Source organism: Arthrobacter sp. Y3221160, assembly GCF_059092585.1.
Map to the genome: position 1 here is coordinate 1,473,852 of NZ_JBNHHU010000001.1, position 15,726 is coordinate 1,489,577.

Here is a 15,726-nt window from a genome sequence, read left to right on the forward strand (position 1 = left end):
CCTATGACGCAGGGGCGGGGCGAGAAACCGCGGCCCGGCGGGGCGCGGCGCTATACTTATGCCACCGTCCGGCAGGCTGCGCCTGCGTGTGTGAGGACCTGCCGGGCCCGGCCCGATGATGTGCGCCGCGAAACCCCTGGAGGAACCATGCCGCACATTCTGCTGTTGACCAACAGTTCCGGCTCGTCGATCAACGTCCTGCCCGCCCTCGAGCTGCTGAACCACAAGGTCCACATCCTGCCGGCCGAACCGACCGCCCTGCTGGAAACCGACCCGGCCGACGTGGTCATGGTTGACGCCCGCAAGGACCTGGCCGGGGCGCGCTCGCTCACTCAGTTGCTGAAGGCCACCGGCCTGGGGGCACCGCTGATGCTTGTGCTCACCGAAGGCGGCATGGCCGCCGTCAGCGCCAACTGGCTTGCCGACGACGTGGTGCTGGCAACCGCCGGACCGGCCGAAGTCGAGGCGCGGCTGCGGTTGGTCATCGCCCGCGCCCGTGCCGGCGACCAGGACACCCGCACGGAGATCCACGCCTCCGGCGTGGTGATCGACGAGGCCAGCTACAGCGCGCGCGTCGGCGGACAGCCGCTGAACCTGACCTACAAGGAATTCGAACTGCTCAAGTACCTGGCCCAGCACCCCGGCCGGGTGTTCACCCGCGACCAGCTGCTGCACGAGGTCTGGGGCTACGACTACTACGGCGGCACGCGCACGGTCGACGTGCATGTGCGGCGGCTGCGGGCGAAGCTGGGCCCGGACCACGAGCAGCTGATCGGCACGGTCCGCAACGTCGGCTACCGGTTCACGCTGGTACGCGAGGCGGAAGAAGAACCCAGCGGCGTCGGCTGAGGCGGCCCGGCCTGCGCCGGACCGCGGCGCCCTCCCGCCGCCGGAGGCCGCTCGGATAGTCTGTGCTCATGACTGCATCGGATTCGGACCTCTGGCCCGTGCTGACCATCAAGGGCGCCCCCGACGCCGAGACCCTCGCGGACATCAAGGCGCTGGCCGCCGCCGCCGAGGAGGCCGACGGCAATCCCCCGCTCTCCGAGCAGACGTGGGTGAACCTGCGGGCCGCGGAGTCGGCCGACGTGCTGGTGCTGGCGACCTACGCGGGCGAAGAGCGCTCCGATCCCGCCACCGCGACGGCGCTGGCCGGCGTCGCCGTCGTCAGCCTTACCACCGCTGCCGGCACCGACAACGTCCTGGAACTGGTGGTGCACCCTTCCTACCGCGCCGAAGGGGTGGGGACCAGGCTGGTCGAAGCCGTCCGGCAGCACACCGAACTGACGGGCCTCAAGGCCTGGTCGCACGGCGGCCATGAGGCCGCGGGGCGGCTGGCCGCGCGCTTCGGTTTCGCCCCGGTCCGGGAACTGTGGCGGATGCGCCTGACCCACCCGACCGGATTGCCCGCCGCCGAATTGCCGCCCGGCGTGGCCATCCGTTCCTTCGTGCCCGGCAGGGATGAGGAGGCGTGGCTGGCCGCCAACGCCGCTGCCTTCGCCGACCACCCCGAACAGGGCGCGATGACGCTCTCCGACCTGAAGGCGCGGATGGCCGAGGACTGGTTCGACCCGGCCGGCTTCCTGCTGGCCGAGCGCGAGGACGGCGGCGGCCTGCTCGGGTTCCACTGGACCAAGGTCCACCCGCGCTCCGGCAGCCACCCGTCCATCGGCGAGGTATACGTCGTGGGCGTCACGCCGCAGGCGCAGGGCACCGGGCTGGGCAAGGCCCTGACCATCGCCGGCATCAAGCACCTGCAGGACGCCGGCGAGCACGCCATCATGCTCTACGTCGACGCGGACAACGAGCCCGCCGTCGGGCTGTACCGCAAGCTGGGTTTCACCCGCTGGGACGCGGATGTGATGTACGCACCGCAGGAGCAGGCCGGCGGGCAAGAGTCGGTAACCTTATAGCTACCGGACGCCTCTACGATGAGGTGAGTCCGGCCCGCCCCAACGCCCCAGGAGAGAGCATGGTCATCGAACCCGAAGCCGCAGCCATTCCCCGGCTGGGTTCCTCGGAAATGGTCCCTGCCCGCGCCACCCAGGACCGCATCGACATTCCGGAATTCGCGCCCTCGCTGGCGCCCGACGGGGACTTCACGCTGGAACGCTTCCTCGACCGGGAAATCAGCTGGCTGGACTTCAACGCACGGGTCTTGGAACTGGCCGAGGACGAGGACCTCTACCTGCTGGAGCGGCTGAACTTCCTCTCCATCTTCGCCTCCAACCTGGACGAGTTCTTCATGGTCCGGGTGGCGGGCCTGAAGCGCCGGATCGCCACCGGGCTGGCCGTGCCGTCCGCCGCAGGGCTCTCCCCGATCGAGCAGCTCGAACAAATCAAGGTCGCCGCGCACAAGCTGCAGCAGCGCCACGCCCGGATCTTCGCCGAGCAGATCCGCCCGGCGCTGGCCTACGAACACATCCACATCGTGCGCTGGGACGAACTGGACGAGGCGGCGCGGACCGAACTGTCCGTGATGTTCCGGGAGCGGGTGTTCCCGATCCTGACGCCGCTGGCCGTGGACCCGGCCCACCCCTTCCCCTACATCTCCGGGCTCTCGCTGAACCTGGCCGTGATCGTGCGCAACCCGGTGAGCGAAAAGGAACTCTTTGCCCGACTCAAGGTCCCGGACCAGCTCTCGCGGCTGATCCCCGTGGACGGCCCCCGCGCCGGCTCAATCCCCGGCCGCACGGCCCGGTTCATTACCCTGGAAGACGTCATCGCCCAGCACCTGGACCTGCTCTTTCAGGGCATGGAAGTGCTGGAGCACCACACGTTCCGGGTGACCCGCAACGAGGACCTGGAAGTCGAAGAGGACGACGCCGAGAACCTGCTCCAGGCGCTGGAGAAGGAACTGCTGCGCCGCCGGTTCGGGCCGCCCGTGCGGCTGGAAGTGGCCACGGACATCAACCCCAGCGTGCGCGAACTGCTGGTGCGCGAACTCGGCGTCGAAGAATCCGAGGTGTACGCGCTGCCCGCGCCGCTGGACCTTCGCGGGCTGGAGGCGATCTACCAGATCGACCGGCCGGACATGAAGTATCCGAAGCAGCTGGCGCACACCAGCCGCCACCTGAACGAAAGCGAAACGTCCAAGGCGGCCAACGTCTTCGCGGCCATGCGCCGGCGCGACATCCTGCTGCATCACCCGTACGACTCGTTCTCCACCTCCGTGCAGGCCTTCCTGGAGCAGGCCGCCGCCGACCCGAAGGTGCAGGCGATCAAGCAGACGCTGTACCGGACCTCGGGTGACTCGCCGATCGTGGACGCGCTGATCGACGCCGCCGAAGCCGGCAAGCAGGTGCTGGCGCTGGTGGAGATCAAGGCCCGGTTCGACGAGCAGGCCAACATCGACTGGGCGCGGAAGCTGGAACAGGCCGGCGTCCACGTGGTCTACGGCATTGTGGGCCTGAAGACGCACTGCAAGCTCTCGCTGGTGGTCCGCCAGGAAGGCGACGGGCTGCGCCGCTACTGCCACATCGGCACCGGCAACTACCACCCGCGCACCGCCCGCTATTACGAGGACCTGGGCCTGCTGACGGCGAACTACCAGGTGGGCGAGGACCTGTCCAAGCTGTTCAACCAGCTCTCCGGCTACGCCCCGAAGTCCACGTTCAAGCGGCTGCTGGTGGCCCCCCGGTCGGTGCGCTCCGGCCTGATCGACCGGATCGAGAAGGAGATCGCCAACAGCAAGGCCGGCCGCGCCGCCCGTGTGGTGATCAAGGTGAACTCGATGGTGGACGAGGCGGTCATCGACTCGCTCTACCGCGCCTCGCAAGCCGGCGTGCGGGTCGACGTGATCGTCCGCGGGATCTGCGCGGTGCGGCCCGGCGTCCCGGGGCTGAGCGAAAACATCCGGGTCCGCTCCGTCCTCGGCCGGTTCCTGGAGCATTCGCGCGTGTTCGGGTTTGCCAACGGCGGCGAACCGGTGGTCTACATCGGTTCCGCCGACATGATGCACCGCAACCTCGACCGCCGCGTGGAGGCGCTGGTGCAACTGAACTCCCGCGAGGACATCAACGACCTGCTGTCCCTGATGGACCGCTACATGGACCCCGGAACCGCCAGCTGGCACCTGGACAGCGACGGCGCGTGGACCAGGCACCACAAGGACGACGACGGCAACCCGCTCTCGGATATCCAGTCCTGGCTGCTCGCCTCCCGCTCCCGCCAGCGCACCGCCACCCGCCGCTGATGACGCAGAGCAAGACCAGCGACGCCGGCGCTCCCCCGGGCGCCAGGATCACCGCCGCCGGGGCTTTGTGCTGGCGCGTCCGCCAGGGCCGGCTGGAAGTGCTGCTGATCCACCGGCCGCGCTACGACGACTGGTCCTGGCCCAAGGGCAAGCTGGACAGGGGCGAAACCACGCCCGAGTGCGCGGTCCGCGAGGTCCACGAGGAAATCGGCGTCCAGGTGCGCCTGGGCATCCCGCTACCCACCATCCGCTACCGGGTCAGCGCCGGACTCAAGCAGGTGGTGTACTGGGCCGCCAAGCTGGAGAAACAGGACCCCGTGCCCGACGGCGACGAGGTGGACCGCGTGCTGTGGTGTCCGCCCGCCCGGGCCCGTGAACTCTTGACCAACCGTTCCGACGTGGAACCGCTGGACGCGTTGGAGGCCGCGCACCGGCGGGACGAACTCGATACCTATCCGTTCGTCGTCGTCCGCCATGCCAAGGCCAAACCGCGGTCCGCCTGGTCGCAGGCCGAGGGCGAGCGCCCGCTGGTCGCCACCGGGCGGCGGCAGGCGCTGGCGGTGTGCCGGATGCTGTCCGTGTGGAAGCCCAAACGGATCGTCTCGAGCCCCTGGCTGCGCTGCGTCCAGACCGTCACCCCGTACGTGCTGCACACCCAGACCAAGCTGCGGACCGTCGAGGCCATCACCGAACACAACAACGAGCGCAACCCGAAGAAGGCCCGGGCCGCCCTCATCCAGATGCTCGACAAGGGCAAGCCCACCGCCGTCTGCAGCCACCGGCCGGTGCTGCCGAACCTGTTCCAGGTGCTGGCGGACCGGATGGATCCCGAACTCGCCGCGCAGCTGCCCACGGACGATCCCTACCTGCGGCCGGGAGCCGTGCTGGTCTGCCACATCGCCAAGCACCGGGGCGGGCGGATCGTCGCGCTCGAAATACTCGACGCCTACGACGACTAGCGGCACGGCACGAGTGCTCGTGCCGCCGCCCGGCAACCCTCACCCTTGACCCCTTGTCGCTTTGTATCAAATACTTGATTCATTGATACAGCACGAGGGGGATCGTGGACTTACTGACCAGCACCATCATCGGCCTGCTGTTCGGCGCCGTCATCATCTACGGCGTGCTGCGGATCATCGCTGGCAGGGCCGGCGCCAGTGCAGCCGCCCTCGCGGAGGCGGGCTCCGGCGTGGACACCGATCCATCGGACGGGGCCGGACTGGATGCCGCCCGGATGCATGCGTTCTGGACGGCCCTCATCGCGTTCTTCGCCAGCGGGCTGTCTGCGGCCTCGAAGGTCGGCGATATTCCGGCCGCCTACTACGCCGGACATACACCGGCGCCTTCCTGGCTGGCGGACCTGCTGACCGTCCTGGTGCCGCTGGTCAGCCTGGCCGGGATCTACATCATCGGCCAATACACCTGGCCCAAGCCCCGCGGCAGGGTCCGCCGCGCCGACATCACTATCCGGCGCATCCGCGACTACATCCCCTCGGCGCTGCTCTCAGTCATGATTTCGGCGGCCGTGCTGGCCGTGATCGCGGCGATCGTCGTCCGGGAGTTGCCGGGCATCGACGGATTCAGCGGTTCCCAATCCTTCGCCGGTGTTGAGGTCTCCGGCGGGCACAACGGCCGCCAGCCCGGCAGCTACTTTGCGCCGATCCTGCTGATCGGCATCCTGACGCTCGCGGCCGGCGTCGCCACAGCGACGGCGGTCATCGTGCGCAGACGCTCCGTGGACTCGCTCAACCGCGAGGACAACGACATCTTGCGGCGCATCCTCATCAATCGATTGTTCCGCACGGCCACCTTGCTCTTCGCCACGCTCGGCACCATGGCAGTCAGCTTCGCCAATCACCAGGCACCGGCCCTCATCCTCGACGGACCGGCACCGGCCACCGGCTGGGAACCCGCCCAGCAACTGGCAGGCTGGCTCACGGTCACGCTGATGATCGCCATGGCCCTGTGGCGCCCTCCCCTGCTGGCCCCCGACGGCACTCCGGGCCGTCCGGTCATCTACCGCGGCAGCTATGCCGCGGGGCAGGAGATCACGGCGTCCATGCATACCGTCGCGATGGTCTTCACCGCAGTTGCGCTGGTTGCTGTCGGCGTGTGGGCCGGTTTCGCGGTCCAGCCGGCCACCGTCTCCGACGACGGGAACCCCATCTTCCCTGCTTCGCCCTTACTATTGCTGCCTCTGGCGTTTGCGGTGCCGGTGGCCGTGTTTTTGGCCGTTGTCGCAGCCGGGGAAGTTCGGCTCTGGCGCGGCCACACCAGATCGTCCGGCCAAGCCACTTCCGGCCCGCGCTCTTACGACCGGATGATGCCTGCGACCCGGCTGGTTCCGCGCCCGCTCCTTGCCGCCGTTGCCGCCGCCGCGGTGCTGCTGGCCGTCGCCATCGGCTTCAACGCCGCCGCCCCGGGCCGACAGCCCGACCTGCTGGCAGCCTTCGCCGTGGCCGGTCTTGCCCTGCTCATGCTCGGGGCAGCGGCCGTCCTGTTGGTGCACCGCCGTCCCCCGCTGTTCGAGGCAACACCGGAGGCGGACAACTTGCTCCGCTGCGTTTCCGGCTTCCGCGTTGCGCGGATGACCGCCGCCGGGCTGTTCGCCCTGACCGCCCAACTGCTCAACGCCCATCCGGCGGCCTGGGGCTGGTTCCTGGACGGCGGCATCTCGTCCTACCTCCACCAGCTTTCCCCCGGCCTGCATACAGCGCTCCGCATCACCACGGCCGTGCTCTACCTGGCCGCCATCGTGCTGGCGCTTCTACCGGGAGCATCGCGGCCGCGCCGTTCGATGGCCAGCTATGTCGGCCACGCCGTCACGCAACACTCCGGCAACGCCGTCGGCGGGCCGCGCGACCCCGGCCGGGACCGCGACGAGCCCGCTGTTCGCCAGGACCGAACACCGTGAGCACCCAGATCCGGGTGGATCTGGCGGCACCGACTCCCCCGTACGAACAGATCCGCAGCCAGGTCGCCTCGCTCATCGCCGTCGGCACGTTGGCTGCCGGACAACGCCTGCCCCCGGTGCGCAGCCTGGCCGCAGATCTGGGTGTGGCCGCCGGCACCGTGGCCCGTGCGTACAAGGAGCTTGAGGCCGCGGGCCTGCTCGTCAGCCGCCGGCGCCATGGCACTACCGTGGCTGACACGGCAGCCGCCACGCACCAAACCGCAGCGGGTTCCGCCGAGGTGGGCCTCGCCGTCGTACATTTGGTGCGCGCCGCCCGGGACGCGGGACTGGACGATGAGACGGTCCTGAACCTGGTGCGCGGCCAGTTGCGGCGCCCGCGCGGGTTCGCACCGGACGCACCGTGAGCCTGCCGTCCCTCGGCAGCCGCCGCAGCACCCCTCAACTACACTGGACGCTGTGAACGCGATTCCCACCCCGTACGAGGACCTGCTGCGCGACGTCATGGCCAACGGCACGGCCAAATCCGACCGCACCGGCACCGGCACCCGCAGCGTCTTCGGCCGCCAGCTCCGTTACGACCTGGCCCAGGGGTTCCCGCTGATCACCACCAAGCGCGTGCACTTTAAGTCCGTGGCGCTGGAGCTGCTGTGGTTCCTGCGCGGCGACTCGAACGTGAAATGGCTGCAGGAGCGCGGGGTCAAGATCTGGAACGAATGGGCGGACGCCGACGGCGAGCTCGGCCCGGTCTACGGAGTGCAGTGGCGGTCCTGGCCGACGCCCGACGGCGGACACATCGACCAGATCGCCCAGCTGGTCGAGGACCTGAAGAACAATCCGGATTCGCGCCGGCACATCGTGTCCGCGTGGAACGTGGCCGAGATCAAGAACATGGCCTTGCCGCCGTGCCACGCGTTCTTCCAGTTCTACGTGGCGGACGGCCGGCTGTCCTGCCAGCTGTATCAGCGCAGCGCCGACATGTTCCTGGGCGTGCCCTTCAACATCGCCTCCTATGCTCTGCTCACCCTGATGCTGGCCCAGCAGGTGGGCCTGGAGCCGGGCGACTTCGTGTGGACCGGCGGCGACGTGCACATCTATGACGACCACGTGGACCAGGTCCGCGAGCAGCTGTCGCGCGCCCCGTACCCCTACCCCACGCTCAACATCCTGCGGAAGCCGGAGAGCATTTTCGACTACTCGCTGGAGGACTTCGAGGTGGCCGGCTACCAGCACCACCCGGCCATTAAGGCACCGGTGGCCATATGAGTGCCGACCACGCAGCCACGCGCCCCTACCCGGACAGCGTCGCCGAAGCCGTGCTCGGGGCCGGACGGTCCGGGTCGCTCTCCGCTCCGGTGGTCGGCATGATCTGGGCTCAGACCAGCAACGGCGTCATCGGCCGCGACGGCGGCATGCCCTGGCACCTGCCCGAGGACCTTGCACACTTCAAGCGGACCACGCTGAACCATCCGGTGATCATGGGACGCAAGACCTGGGAGTCCTTTCCCGACAAGTACCGGCCGCTGCCGGGGCGCACCAACATTGTGGTCAGCCGGCGGCCCGAACTGCGCGGGCAGCTGACCGCGGCGGGCGCCGTCGTTGTCGAAACCATCGAAGACGCGCTGGCGGAGGCGGCGGCCAGCCCGGGCAGCGACCAAATCTGGATCCTGGGCGGCGGCGAGATCTTCAACCTCGCCAGGCAGCACGCCAACGCGGCCTCGGTGACGGTCATCGACCTGGAGACGGACGGGGACACGTACGCCCCGCAGCTCGGCCCGGAATGGAAGTTCGAGGGCGTCAGCCCCACCGAGGACTGGTACACCGCGGCCAACGGCACCCGCTACCGCATCTCGCTCTGGGTCCGCGGCCCGGAGTAGGAGCGCCTAAGGCCCTACGTGTAGGCCCGGCCGGAGCGGACAGGCCGGGCCGGGAATCGCCGGCTCCCGGCACCGCCGTCGTCATTGTGACGCTTGCGCTCCACCCACTCTGGGCAACTCACAGCGCCACCTTGTGTAAGCCGCCGCGCCTACTTTGTGTAACCCGCAGCGCCTACCTCGTGTAACTCACAGCGCTTAAATTGACCCGGTCCGTAAAATGGAATGCATGACTTCCCCTGCAGCCACTTCATCTGCCCAGTCCGTCGGCCTGATCGGTTGGCGCGGCATGGTCGGCTCCGTCCTCATGCAGCGTATGCAGGATGAAGGCGACTTCGACCTCATCAACCCCGTGTTTTTCTCCACGTCGAACGCCGGCGGCGACGCCCCGTCCTTCGCTGCGGGTGCGGGCAAGCTGCAGGACGCGTACGACATCGAGACGCTGGCAAAGCTGCCGATCATCCTGACGGCGCAGGGCGGCGACTACACCGCCGAGGTGTACCCGAAGCTGCGCGACGCCGGCTGGGACGGCCTGTGGATAGACGCGGCGTCCACCCTGCGGATGCAGGACAGCTCCATCATCGTGCTGGACCCGGTCAACCGCGACGTGATCGACGCCGGCCTGGCGCGGGGCGTGAAGGAATTTATCGGCGGCAACTGCACCGTCTCCTGCATGCTCATGGGCCTGGGCGGCCTGTTCAAGAACGGCCTCGTCGAGTGGGGAACGTCCATGACCTACCAGGCGGCCTCCGGCGGCGGGGCCCGGCACATGCGCGAACTGCTGAACCAGTTCGGTACGCTGAACGCCGCGGTGGCCGACGAACTGGCGCAGCCCTCCTCCGCCATTCTGGAAATTGACCGCAAGATCCTGGCCCAGCAGCGCAGCCCCGAACTGGATGCCTCCCAGTTCGGCGTGCCGCTGGCCGGTTCCGTGATCCCGTGGATCGACAAGGACCTGGGCAACGGACAGTCCAAGGAAGAATGGAAAGCCCCCGCCGAGACCAACAAGATCCTGGGCTTGAGCGACGACAAGCGGATCCCGTTTGACGGCCTGTGCGTCCGTATCGGCGCCATGCGGTCGCACTCGCAGGCCCTGACATTGAAGCTCACCGAGGATTTGCCGGTGGCCGAAATCGAGCGGATCATCGACGCCGACAACGAGTGGTCCCGCGTGGTTCCCAATACCAAGGAAGCCACCATGGAGCACCTGACGCCGGTGGCGGCCAGCGGCACGCTCGAGATCCCGGTGGGCCGTATTCGCAAGCTGGAAATGGGTCCCGAGTACATCAGCGCCTTCACCGTGGGCGACCAGCTCCTGTGGGGCGCGGCGGAACCGTTGCGCCGCATGCTGCGCATCGCGACCGGCAACCTCTAGGACTTGCTGGCAGGAAGGCTGGAGCCGCTTGGCGAGCCGAAAACCGTAGTGGCCTGAGGCCACGAGGAGCCCGTCCCTTTGGGGACGGGCTCCTGCTGTTTAGGGACGGGCTCCCGCTGTTGGCAGTTCGCTTTTCCGGCGGCGCAGGCTGCCCATGGAAGTCCCGCTACGCCGTATCCTGAGCTGTCCACATCAGGACACTATGCAGGGGACGCCGTCCTCCACAGGCAGTGGACGGCTCCGCGTCGAATCGTTCGCCTTCCGACTTGTCCTGCACAGGCATGGAGGTTCCGCATTCAGTCGTCCGCTTGCTGAGTTGTCCTCCACAGGCAGCTGTCGGGGCAGGTTTTGCACTTTCCTCGAAGACCCGTTCTACCCGGGGCGTGGGCTGCGTAGCGTTGAAGTATGGCAGCGGAACCGTTCGACGAGGCACAGGAGCCGGAGGATCACTCCGGCACCCCTGCCGCGCCCGACGATGGTGCCGCGCCCGACGATGGTTTCGTGCCCGAGGATGGTTCCGCCGAACCGGTACCGGTGCGGCGGGAGTGGGCGGACGACTGGCAGGAGCTGGGACCGGCGGAACTGGCCGGTCTGCTCGCCGGCACCGACCCCGCGGCTCTGGACGATTGGTCGACCCTCGACTACCTCCAGGCGGTGCGCAAACACGAGGCCTGGACCCAGTCCCGCCGGCTGCGGGCCCTGCACCGCCTGGCCGTGCTCCGCCCGGCAACCGGCGCCGATGCCGGGGCACCGGACGGGATCTGCCGGCACGCCGCCGCCGAGCTCGCACCCATCCTGGCCGTGCCCCGCCAACGCGCGGCCGCCGAACTGGCCGACGCACACCAGATCGCCACCTGCCTGCCCGCCACCCTCGCCGCCCTCGACAACGGCGACCTCGACCTGCCCCGCGCCACCGCCATCGCCCGCAAAGGCGCCGGCCTGCCGCCCGAGGTTCTGGCCGGCTACGAAGCCCGCGTTGTTCCCGGCGCCGGGACCATCACCCTGGAATCCGTCCAAACCCGGGCCCGCACCGCCCGCGACCGGCTGCACCCCGAACCCCTCGAGACCCAGCACCGGGCCGCGATGGAACGCCGCACCGTCCACTACCAGCCCCAGGACGACGGGATGGCCGAACTCTACATCCGCACCAGCGCCGACAAAGCCCTGCTCGCCTACAACCTGATGCAGGCCCACGCCCGCAAACTCCAAACCGCGGACGAAACCCGCACCCTGGGCCAACTCCGCGCCGACGTATTCACCGACATGCTCCTGCGCTACCCCGGCCACGCCTACCAGCCCGCCACAGACACAGACACAGACACCGGACCCGCCGCCGACAACTGCGGAACAGCGGCCACCCAAGCATCAGCCGAACCGAGAGCAGCAAGCCGTTCCGGAACTGCTGCCGGATCCGGGACCGTGCTCGGCTCTGTAACGAACGCAACGGCAATGACAACGGCAGCCGCTCCACCTGGCGCCCCCGAGAAAACCGGCCCAGAAATCCCGGACGCGGACGTTGCGGCGTGCACCGCCCGAAACACGGCAGCCGGAGGGACGGCAGGGCAGGGGCCTTGTACCTGCGGGGGTGGGAACGTGACCGCCTCCGTCGCAGTGACCGCGCCCCTGCACACCCTGCTCCGGCTCGCAGAAGAACCCGGCGACCTCACCGGCTACGGGCCGATCCCGCCGGGCATGACCCGCGACCTTGCCGCGCTGGCCAAATCCTGGTTGATCGTGCTTACCGATGACTATGGCAAGGCAGCCGCCGTCGCCAAAGACCTGCGCCACCCGCCCGAATGGCTCAAACGCCTCGTCCGGCTACGCGACCGCCACTGCCGCGACTTCGGCTGCACCGTCCCCGCCGACCAATGCGACATCGACCACACCATCGCCTGGGAAGACGGCGGCAAAACAGTCATCGAAAATCTCAGTGCCAGGTGCAAGCCCGGGCACAAAACCAAACACCACGGCGGCGGAACCGTCAGCCAAGACAGCGACGGGACCCTCCACTTCACCACCCGCTCCGGCCACACCCACACCACCACCCCCGACGAAGGCTGGACGCTCACGCTCCCTTCGGCACCCGGCGCAGAAGAAGCCACGGAAAACGGAGCCAACGGGGCAAACAGTCCGCGGAATGAGACCAGCGGTGATGGCGACGAAGCCACGGACGGCCCATGGGACAACACCCCGCCACCGTTCTAGACGCCCCACTGCTCCAACCGACATGAAGCGAAACCCATAGCAAGAGGATTCAACAGTGACCAGGTATGCGAGGCCCAAGGCGCGAGTCGACGACGTGCTACGGGAGTTCTTCGTCCAACAACGTCAGGTAAGACCAATCCAGCTCGACCGCTCACTCAGGTTGGAGGCTCACCTTCGGCGCTTCCTGGAGACCTGCGGCCCTGCCTACCTCTCAGAAGAATGGTGGATGATGCTTCAGTTGGAACAGTGCTTCCAACCGCAGGGTGCCTTCGCGCGGTTACTGCCCGCCGATTATTTGCTGCCACCGATGCATGAGTTCTTGTCACCTGACTGGCTCATGGATCACGGTACAGACCGGTTGGTTCAGGTGAACCACAGCTACCGTCTGGTCTGCTGGCTTTGCGGCAGCGGGCTGGTCAATCTTCGTGCGCTTCGCCCGAGCATCATCCGCTTCATGATTCGGCATGACGAGCTTTCCGCACACTCCAAGCGCCGCGCCGAACGGCAGCGCATTCCACGACCGGCAGGAGCACCGCAGGTCGAGGACCCGCAGGCTGACGCGACAATCAGACGGGAAGACCTTCCCTAGGAGCATGCCGCGTCAGACAGGGTCGCCGAATGTCCGAAGACCTCCCGCTCGGCGCGGCCTGGACGCACGACGCCGAGTCCGCACACACCTCTTGGTGATCGCCAGCGAAGTGAGGCGAGGTTCGGTTGCCGCTGTGGACCGCCCGGCTTCCCGCACGTACTCTTGGTGAGCCCGGCTAAGCAGCGGCATCCCGGCCGTCACCCTCAACACAAGCCCGGCGAAAGGTGGTTGCATGCGCACTTTCGGTGTCGAAGAGGAGCTACTGCTGGTCGACCCCGCCACGGGCCTGTCTGTGCCGCGTGCGGCAGCCGTCATGGACCAGTACCGCCTCACAGCGGGAGAAGCCCAGCAACCCGGGCAAACGGACGTCGCTGCTGCCTCTGCCTCAACCGGCCCGACGCTCGCAACCGAACTCCAGCAGGAACAGATCGAGGTCATCTCCCCGCCCCGCGCAACCTTGTCCGATCTGGCAGCCGAGATTCTGGCCGGACGAGCCTTGGCCGACACTTGTGCCCGCGCGTCAGGAGCAAGGGCCGTTGCGCTGGCCACATCGCCGTCGCCGGCCGCACCGCATCCAGCTCCTGATACCCGTGTCCAGGCACTGAGGGCGCAGTTCGGGCTGACCGCAGAAGAGTCCTTGACCTCCAGCTGCCATGTCCACGTCAGCGTGGATTCTGAGGAGGAGGGCGTAGCTGTGCTGGACCGCATTCGGATTTGGCTTCCCGTACTCGCCGCCCTCAGCAGCAATTCCCCGTTCTGGCAGGGCCGCGACACCGGGTACGCCGGTTTCAGAACCCAGGCTTGGTTGCGCTGGCCGGGCACCGGGCCTTCGGAAATATTCGGGTCGGCTGCCGCCTACCACCGCTCGCTCCGGCGTGCCTTGGACAGCGGCGTCGTACTCGACCACGCCATGCTTTATCTCGACGCGCGGCTATCCCACAAGCACCCGACGGTCGAGATCCGGGTGGCCGATGTCTGCCTTCAGGCCAGCGACACCGTGCTGATCGCCGGTATGTCGAGGGCGCTCGTGGAGACGGCGGCGAGAGAGTGGAAGTCCGGTTTGCCCCCGGCACCGGTTCCGACGTCGGTACTCCGGTTGTCCGCTTGGCAAGCCAGCCGCTGGGGCATCGCCGGTAATCTCCTGCATCCCGTCAGCGGCGTGCCTTGCCCGGCCGGAATCGTGATCTCCCTGCTCTTCGAGCACACCCGGCAGGCCCTTGCCGACGCCGGGGACGAGACCAGCATCAGGCTCCTATTACAGGAGGTCCAGGCGCGAGGCACTGGCTCCCGACTGCAGCGCGAGGCCTTCGAACGCGGAGGCCTCATGGCCTTGGCAGGCACAGCGGCCTACTTGACCCACCTCACCCCGAAACAACCTGCGCAGGCAGACGACGACCTCGTGTCCGAAGCGGCCGGGCATTCATAGGCGCACTCATGCGGGCACCGGGCACCCGGTGTGCGGAGGACCAAGAGGCCTCCCGCTACAGACTGCAGCCAATCAGAAGGGGCTCAGGCTGAAGCCGGATCCCGAAGGACCGTTCAACTCCGTCCCGGACTACGCGTGCAATCGCGAGGATATCCTCGGCGCTGGCACCGCCGCGATTGGTAATCGCCAACGTGTGTTTGGTCGAAAGCGAGGCGCGGCCGCCCGCCACCTCATAGCCGCTGAGGGGACCGTTTGACGTTCCCGAAAGCCCAAAGCCCTTCGAAAAGCCCGCGTGGTCAATCAGCCAGGCAGCACTTAGCTTGGCCTTGTCCTCGGCCGGCCAGCGTGGCGCATCAGCCGGCAGCTTCGCCGCCGTGTCCATGTCGACGATGGGGTTCGTGAAGAACGAGCCCGTGCTGAACGTATCCCGGTCGGCTAAATCGTGGACCATGCCCTTGGAGGCGCGGAGCCGGAGTACCTCACGGCGAACGTCGGCGGCCTTGGCCACGCCTCCGACGTCGACACCCAGCACGCGTGCCAGCTCGGCGTAACGGACCGGAAGGCTCTGACGGCTGGGGGCCAGGCGGAACTCGACTTCCAGTACCACGAAGCGTGGAGATCCATTGGACGTGCTTTGTTTCAGGACCGAATCCCGATAGCCGAAGGTGAGGTCGCGGTTCGCGAATTCCCGGACAGCCCCGGTCTTACGATCCCAGGTTCGCACCCGGACGATGGTCTGCGAGACATCGGATCCGTAAGCGCCGACGTTCTGAACGGGCGTTGCCCCGGTCAGTCCGGGAATGCCGGAGAGGGCCTCCAGCCCGGCCCACCCGTTGTCGACCGTCAGCGCCACCAGCTCGTCCCATGGGTGGCCCGCCTGCACCGTCAGTCCGACGGCGCCGTCATCTTCGCGGACGCTGTAGCCGCGGTTGGCGATGGCCACCACGGTGCCGGGGTAACCGTCGTCGGAAATCACGAGGTTGGACCCGCCGCCAATGACGAGCAGGTGGTCTCCGGACTCGTCGGCGGCACGGACAGCCTCGATGATCTCGGACTCGGAGCCTGCTTCAATGAATTGCCGGGCGGGACCGCCCACACCGACCGTAGTCAGCGGCGCAAGAATCGTTTCAGTCACGGTGCGGGCCTCTCAC

General features: G+C 68.0%; 13 protein-coding genes. 12 read left to right on the forward strand and 1 reads right to left on the reverse strand.

Going from position 1 to position 15,726, the window contains the following annotated elements:
* Window positions 1-147 precede the first annotated feature (147 nt).
* The 12 genes from AC5RWG_RS06810 (at window position 148) to AC5RWG_RS06865 (ending at window position 14,575) form a co-directional block, all read left to right on the forward strand.
* A complete protein-coding gene (locus tag AC5RWG_RS06810) occupies window positions 148-849 on the forward strand; it encodes a winged helix-turn-helix transcriptional regulator (RefSeq protein ID WP_494166640.1) in 702 nt (233 codons plus the stop codon).
* A 68-nt stretch (window positions 850-917) separates the two neighbouring features.
* A complete protein-coding gene (gene mshD, locus AC5RWG_RS06815; RefSeq protein WP_494166641.1) occupies window positions 918-1,913 on the forward strand; it encodes a mycothiol synthase in 996 nt (331 codons plus the stop codon).
* 59 nt (window positions 1,914-1,972) lie between these two features.
* Window positions 1,973-4,195, forward strand: coding sequence for an RNA degradosome polyphosphate kinase (locus AC5RWG_RS06820; protein ID WP_494000526.1), 2,223 nt, complete (start codon window positions 1,973-1,975; stop codon window positions 4,193-4,195).
* The gene (locus AC5RWG_RS06825; protein WP_494000527.1) at window positions 4,195-5,154 is read left to right on the forward strand and encodes an NUDIX hydrolase; all 960 of its coding nucleotides are present in this window, start codon (window positions 4,195-4,197) and stop codon (window positions 5,152-5,154) included. Before AC5RWG_RS06820 ends, AC5RWG_RS06825 begins: the two co-directional genes overlap by 1 nt.
* A gap of 104 nt (window positions 5,155-5,258) precedes the next feature.
* Complete coding sequence (locus AC5RWG_RS06830; protein ID WP_494166642.1) at window positions 5,259-7,109, forward strand: hypothetical protein; 1,851 nt, start codon at window positions 5,259-5,261, stop codon at window positions 7,107-7,109.
* Complete coding sequence (locus tag AC5RWG_RS06835; RefSeq protein ID WP_494000529.1) at window positions 7,106-7,513, forward strand: GntR family transcriptional regulator; 408 nt, start codon at window positions 7,106-7,108, stop codon at window positions 7,511-7,513. The genes AC5RWG_RS06830 and AC5RWG_RS06835 overlap by 4 nt, the downstream gene beginning before the upstream one ends.
* 97 nt (window positions 7,514-7,610) lie before the next feature.
* Window positions 7,611-8,372 carry a thymidylate synthase gene (locus AC5RWG_RS06840; protein WP_494128941.1) on the forward strand — a complete coding sequence of 254 codons (762 nt, stop codon included), beginning with the start codon at window positions 7,611-7,613 and terminating at the stop codon, window positions 8,370-8,372.
* Window positions 8,369-8,983 (forward strand): dihydrofolate reductase, encoded by a 615-nt coding sequence (locus AC5RWG_RS06845; RefSeq protein ID WP_494128927.1) that lies wholly within the window; start codon window positions 8,369-8,371, stop codon window positions 8,981-8,983. Before AC5RWG_RS06840 ends, AC5RWG_RS06845 begins: the two co-directional genes overlap by 4 nt.
* Before the next feature lie 226 nt (window positions 8,984-9,209).
* Complete coding sequence (gene asd / locus AC5RWG_RS06850) at window positions 9,210-10,355, forward strand: aspartate-semialdehyde dehydrogenase (protein WP_494000531.1); 1,146 nt, start codon at window positions 9,210-9,212, stop codon at window positions 10,353-10,355.
* A 405-nt stretch (window positions 10,356-10,760) separates the two neighbouring features.
* Window positions 10,761-12,560, forward strand: a complete 1,800-nt coding sequence (locus tag AC5RWG_RS06855; RefSeq protein WP_494166643.1) for an HNH endonuclease signature motif containing protein — start codon at window positions 10,761-10,763, stop codon at window positions 12,558-12,560.
* 229 nt (window positions 12,561-12,789) lie between these two features.
* Complete coding sequence (locus AC5RWG_RS06860) at window positions 12,790-13,149, forward strand: hypothetical protein (protein WP_494166644.1); 360 nt, start codon at window positions 12,790-12,792, stop codon at window positions 13,147-13,149.
* Between the two features lie 232 nt (window positions 13,150-13,381).
* Window positions 13,382-14,575: a glutamate--cysteine ligase gene (locus AC5RWG_RS06865; RefSeq protein ID WP_494166645.1), complete on the forward strand. Its 1,194-nt coding sequence runs from the start codon at window positions 13,382-13,384 to the stop codon at window positions 14,573-14,575.
* Between the two features lie 55 nt (window positions 14,576-14,630).
* On the opposite strand, the gene AC5RWG_RS06870 is transcribed toward AC5RWG_RS06865, so the two are convergent.
* Window positions 14,631-15,710 (reverse strand): UDP-N-acetylmuramate dehydrogenase, encoded by a 1,080-nt coding sequence (locus AC5RWG_RS06870; protein ID WP_494166646.1) that lies wholly within the window; start codon window positions 15,708-15,710, stop codon window positions 14,631-14,633.
* Between the last annotated feature and the right edge of the window lie 16 nt (window positions 15,711-15,726).

Excerpts from the sequence above, each read along its gene's own strand:
- AC5RWG_RS06810 (WP_494166640.1), top strand. The coding sequence starts at position 148 with ATGCCGCACATTCTGCTGTTGACCAACAGTTCCGGCTCGTCGATCAAC.
- mshD (WP_494166641.1), top strand. The coding sequence starts at position 918 with ATGACTGCATCGGATTCGGACCTCTGGCCCGTGCTGACCATCAAGGGC.
- AC5RWG_RS06820 (WP_494000526.1), top strand. The coding sequence starts at position 1,973 with ATGGTCATCGAACCCGAAGCCGCAGCCATTCCCCGGCTGGGTTCCTCG.
- AC5RWG_RS06825 (WP_494000527.1), top strand. The coding sequence starts at position 4,195 with ATGACGCAGAGCAAGACCAGCGACGCCGGCGCTCCCCCGGGCGCCAGG.
- AC5RWG_RS06840 (WP_494128941.1), top strand. The coding sequence starts at position 7,611 with ATGGCCAACGGCACGGCCAAATCCGACCGCACCGGCACCGGCACCCGC.
- AC5RWG_RS06845 (WP_494128927.1), top strand. The coding sequence starts at position 8,369 with ATGAGTGCCGACCACGCAGCCACGCGCCCCTACCCGGACAGCGTCGCC.
- asd (WP_494000531.1), top strand. The coding sequence starts at position 9,210 with ATGACTTCCCCTGCAGCCACTTCATCTGCCCAGTCCGTCGGCCTGATC.
- AC5RWG_RS06855 (WP_494166643.1), top strand. The coding sequence starts at position 10,761 with ATGGCAGCGGAACCGTTCGACGAGGCACAGGAGCCGGAGGATCACTCC.
- AC5RWG_RS06860 (WP_494166644.1), top strand. The coding sequence starts at position 12,790 with ATGCTTCAGTTGGAACAGTGCTTCCAACCGCAGGGTGCCTTCGCGCGG.
- AC5RWG_RS06865 (WP_494166645.1), top strand. The coding sequence starts at position 13,382 with ATGCGCACTTTCGGTGTCGAAGAGGAGCTACTGCTGGTCGACCCCGCC.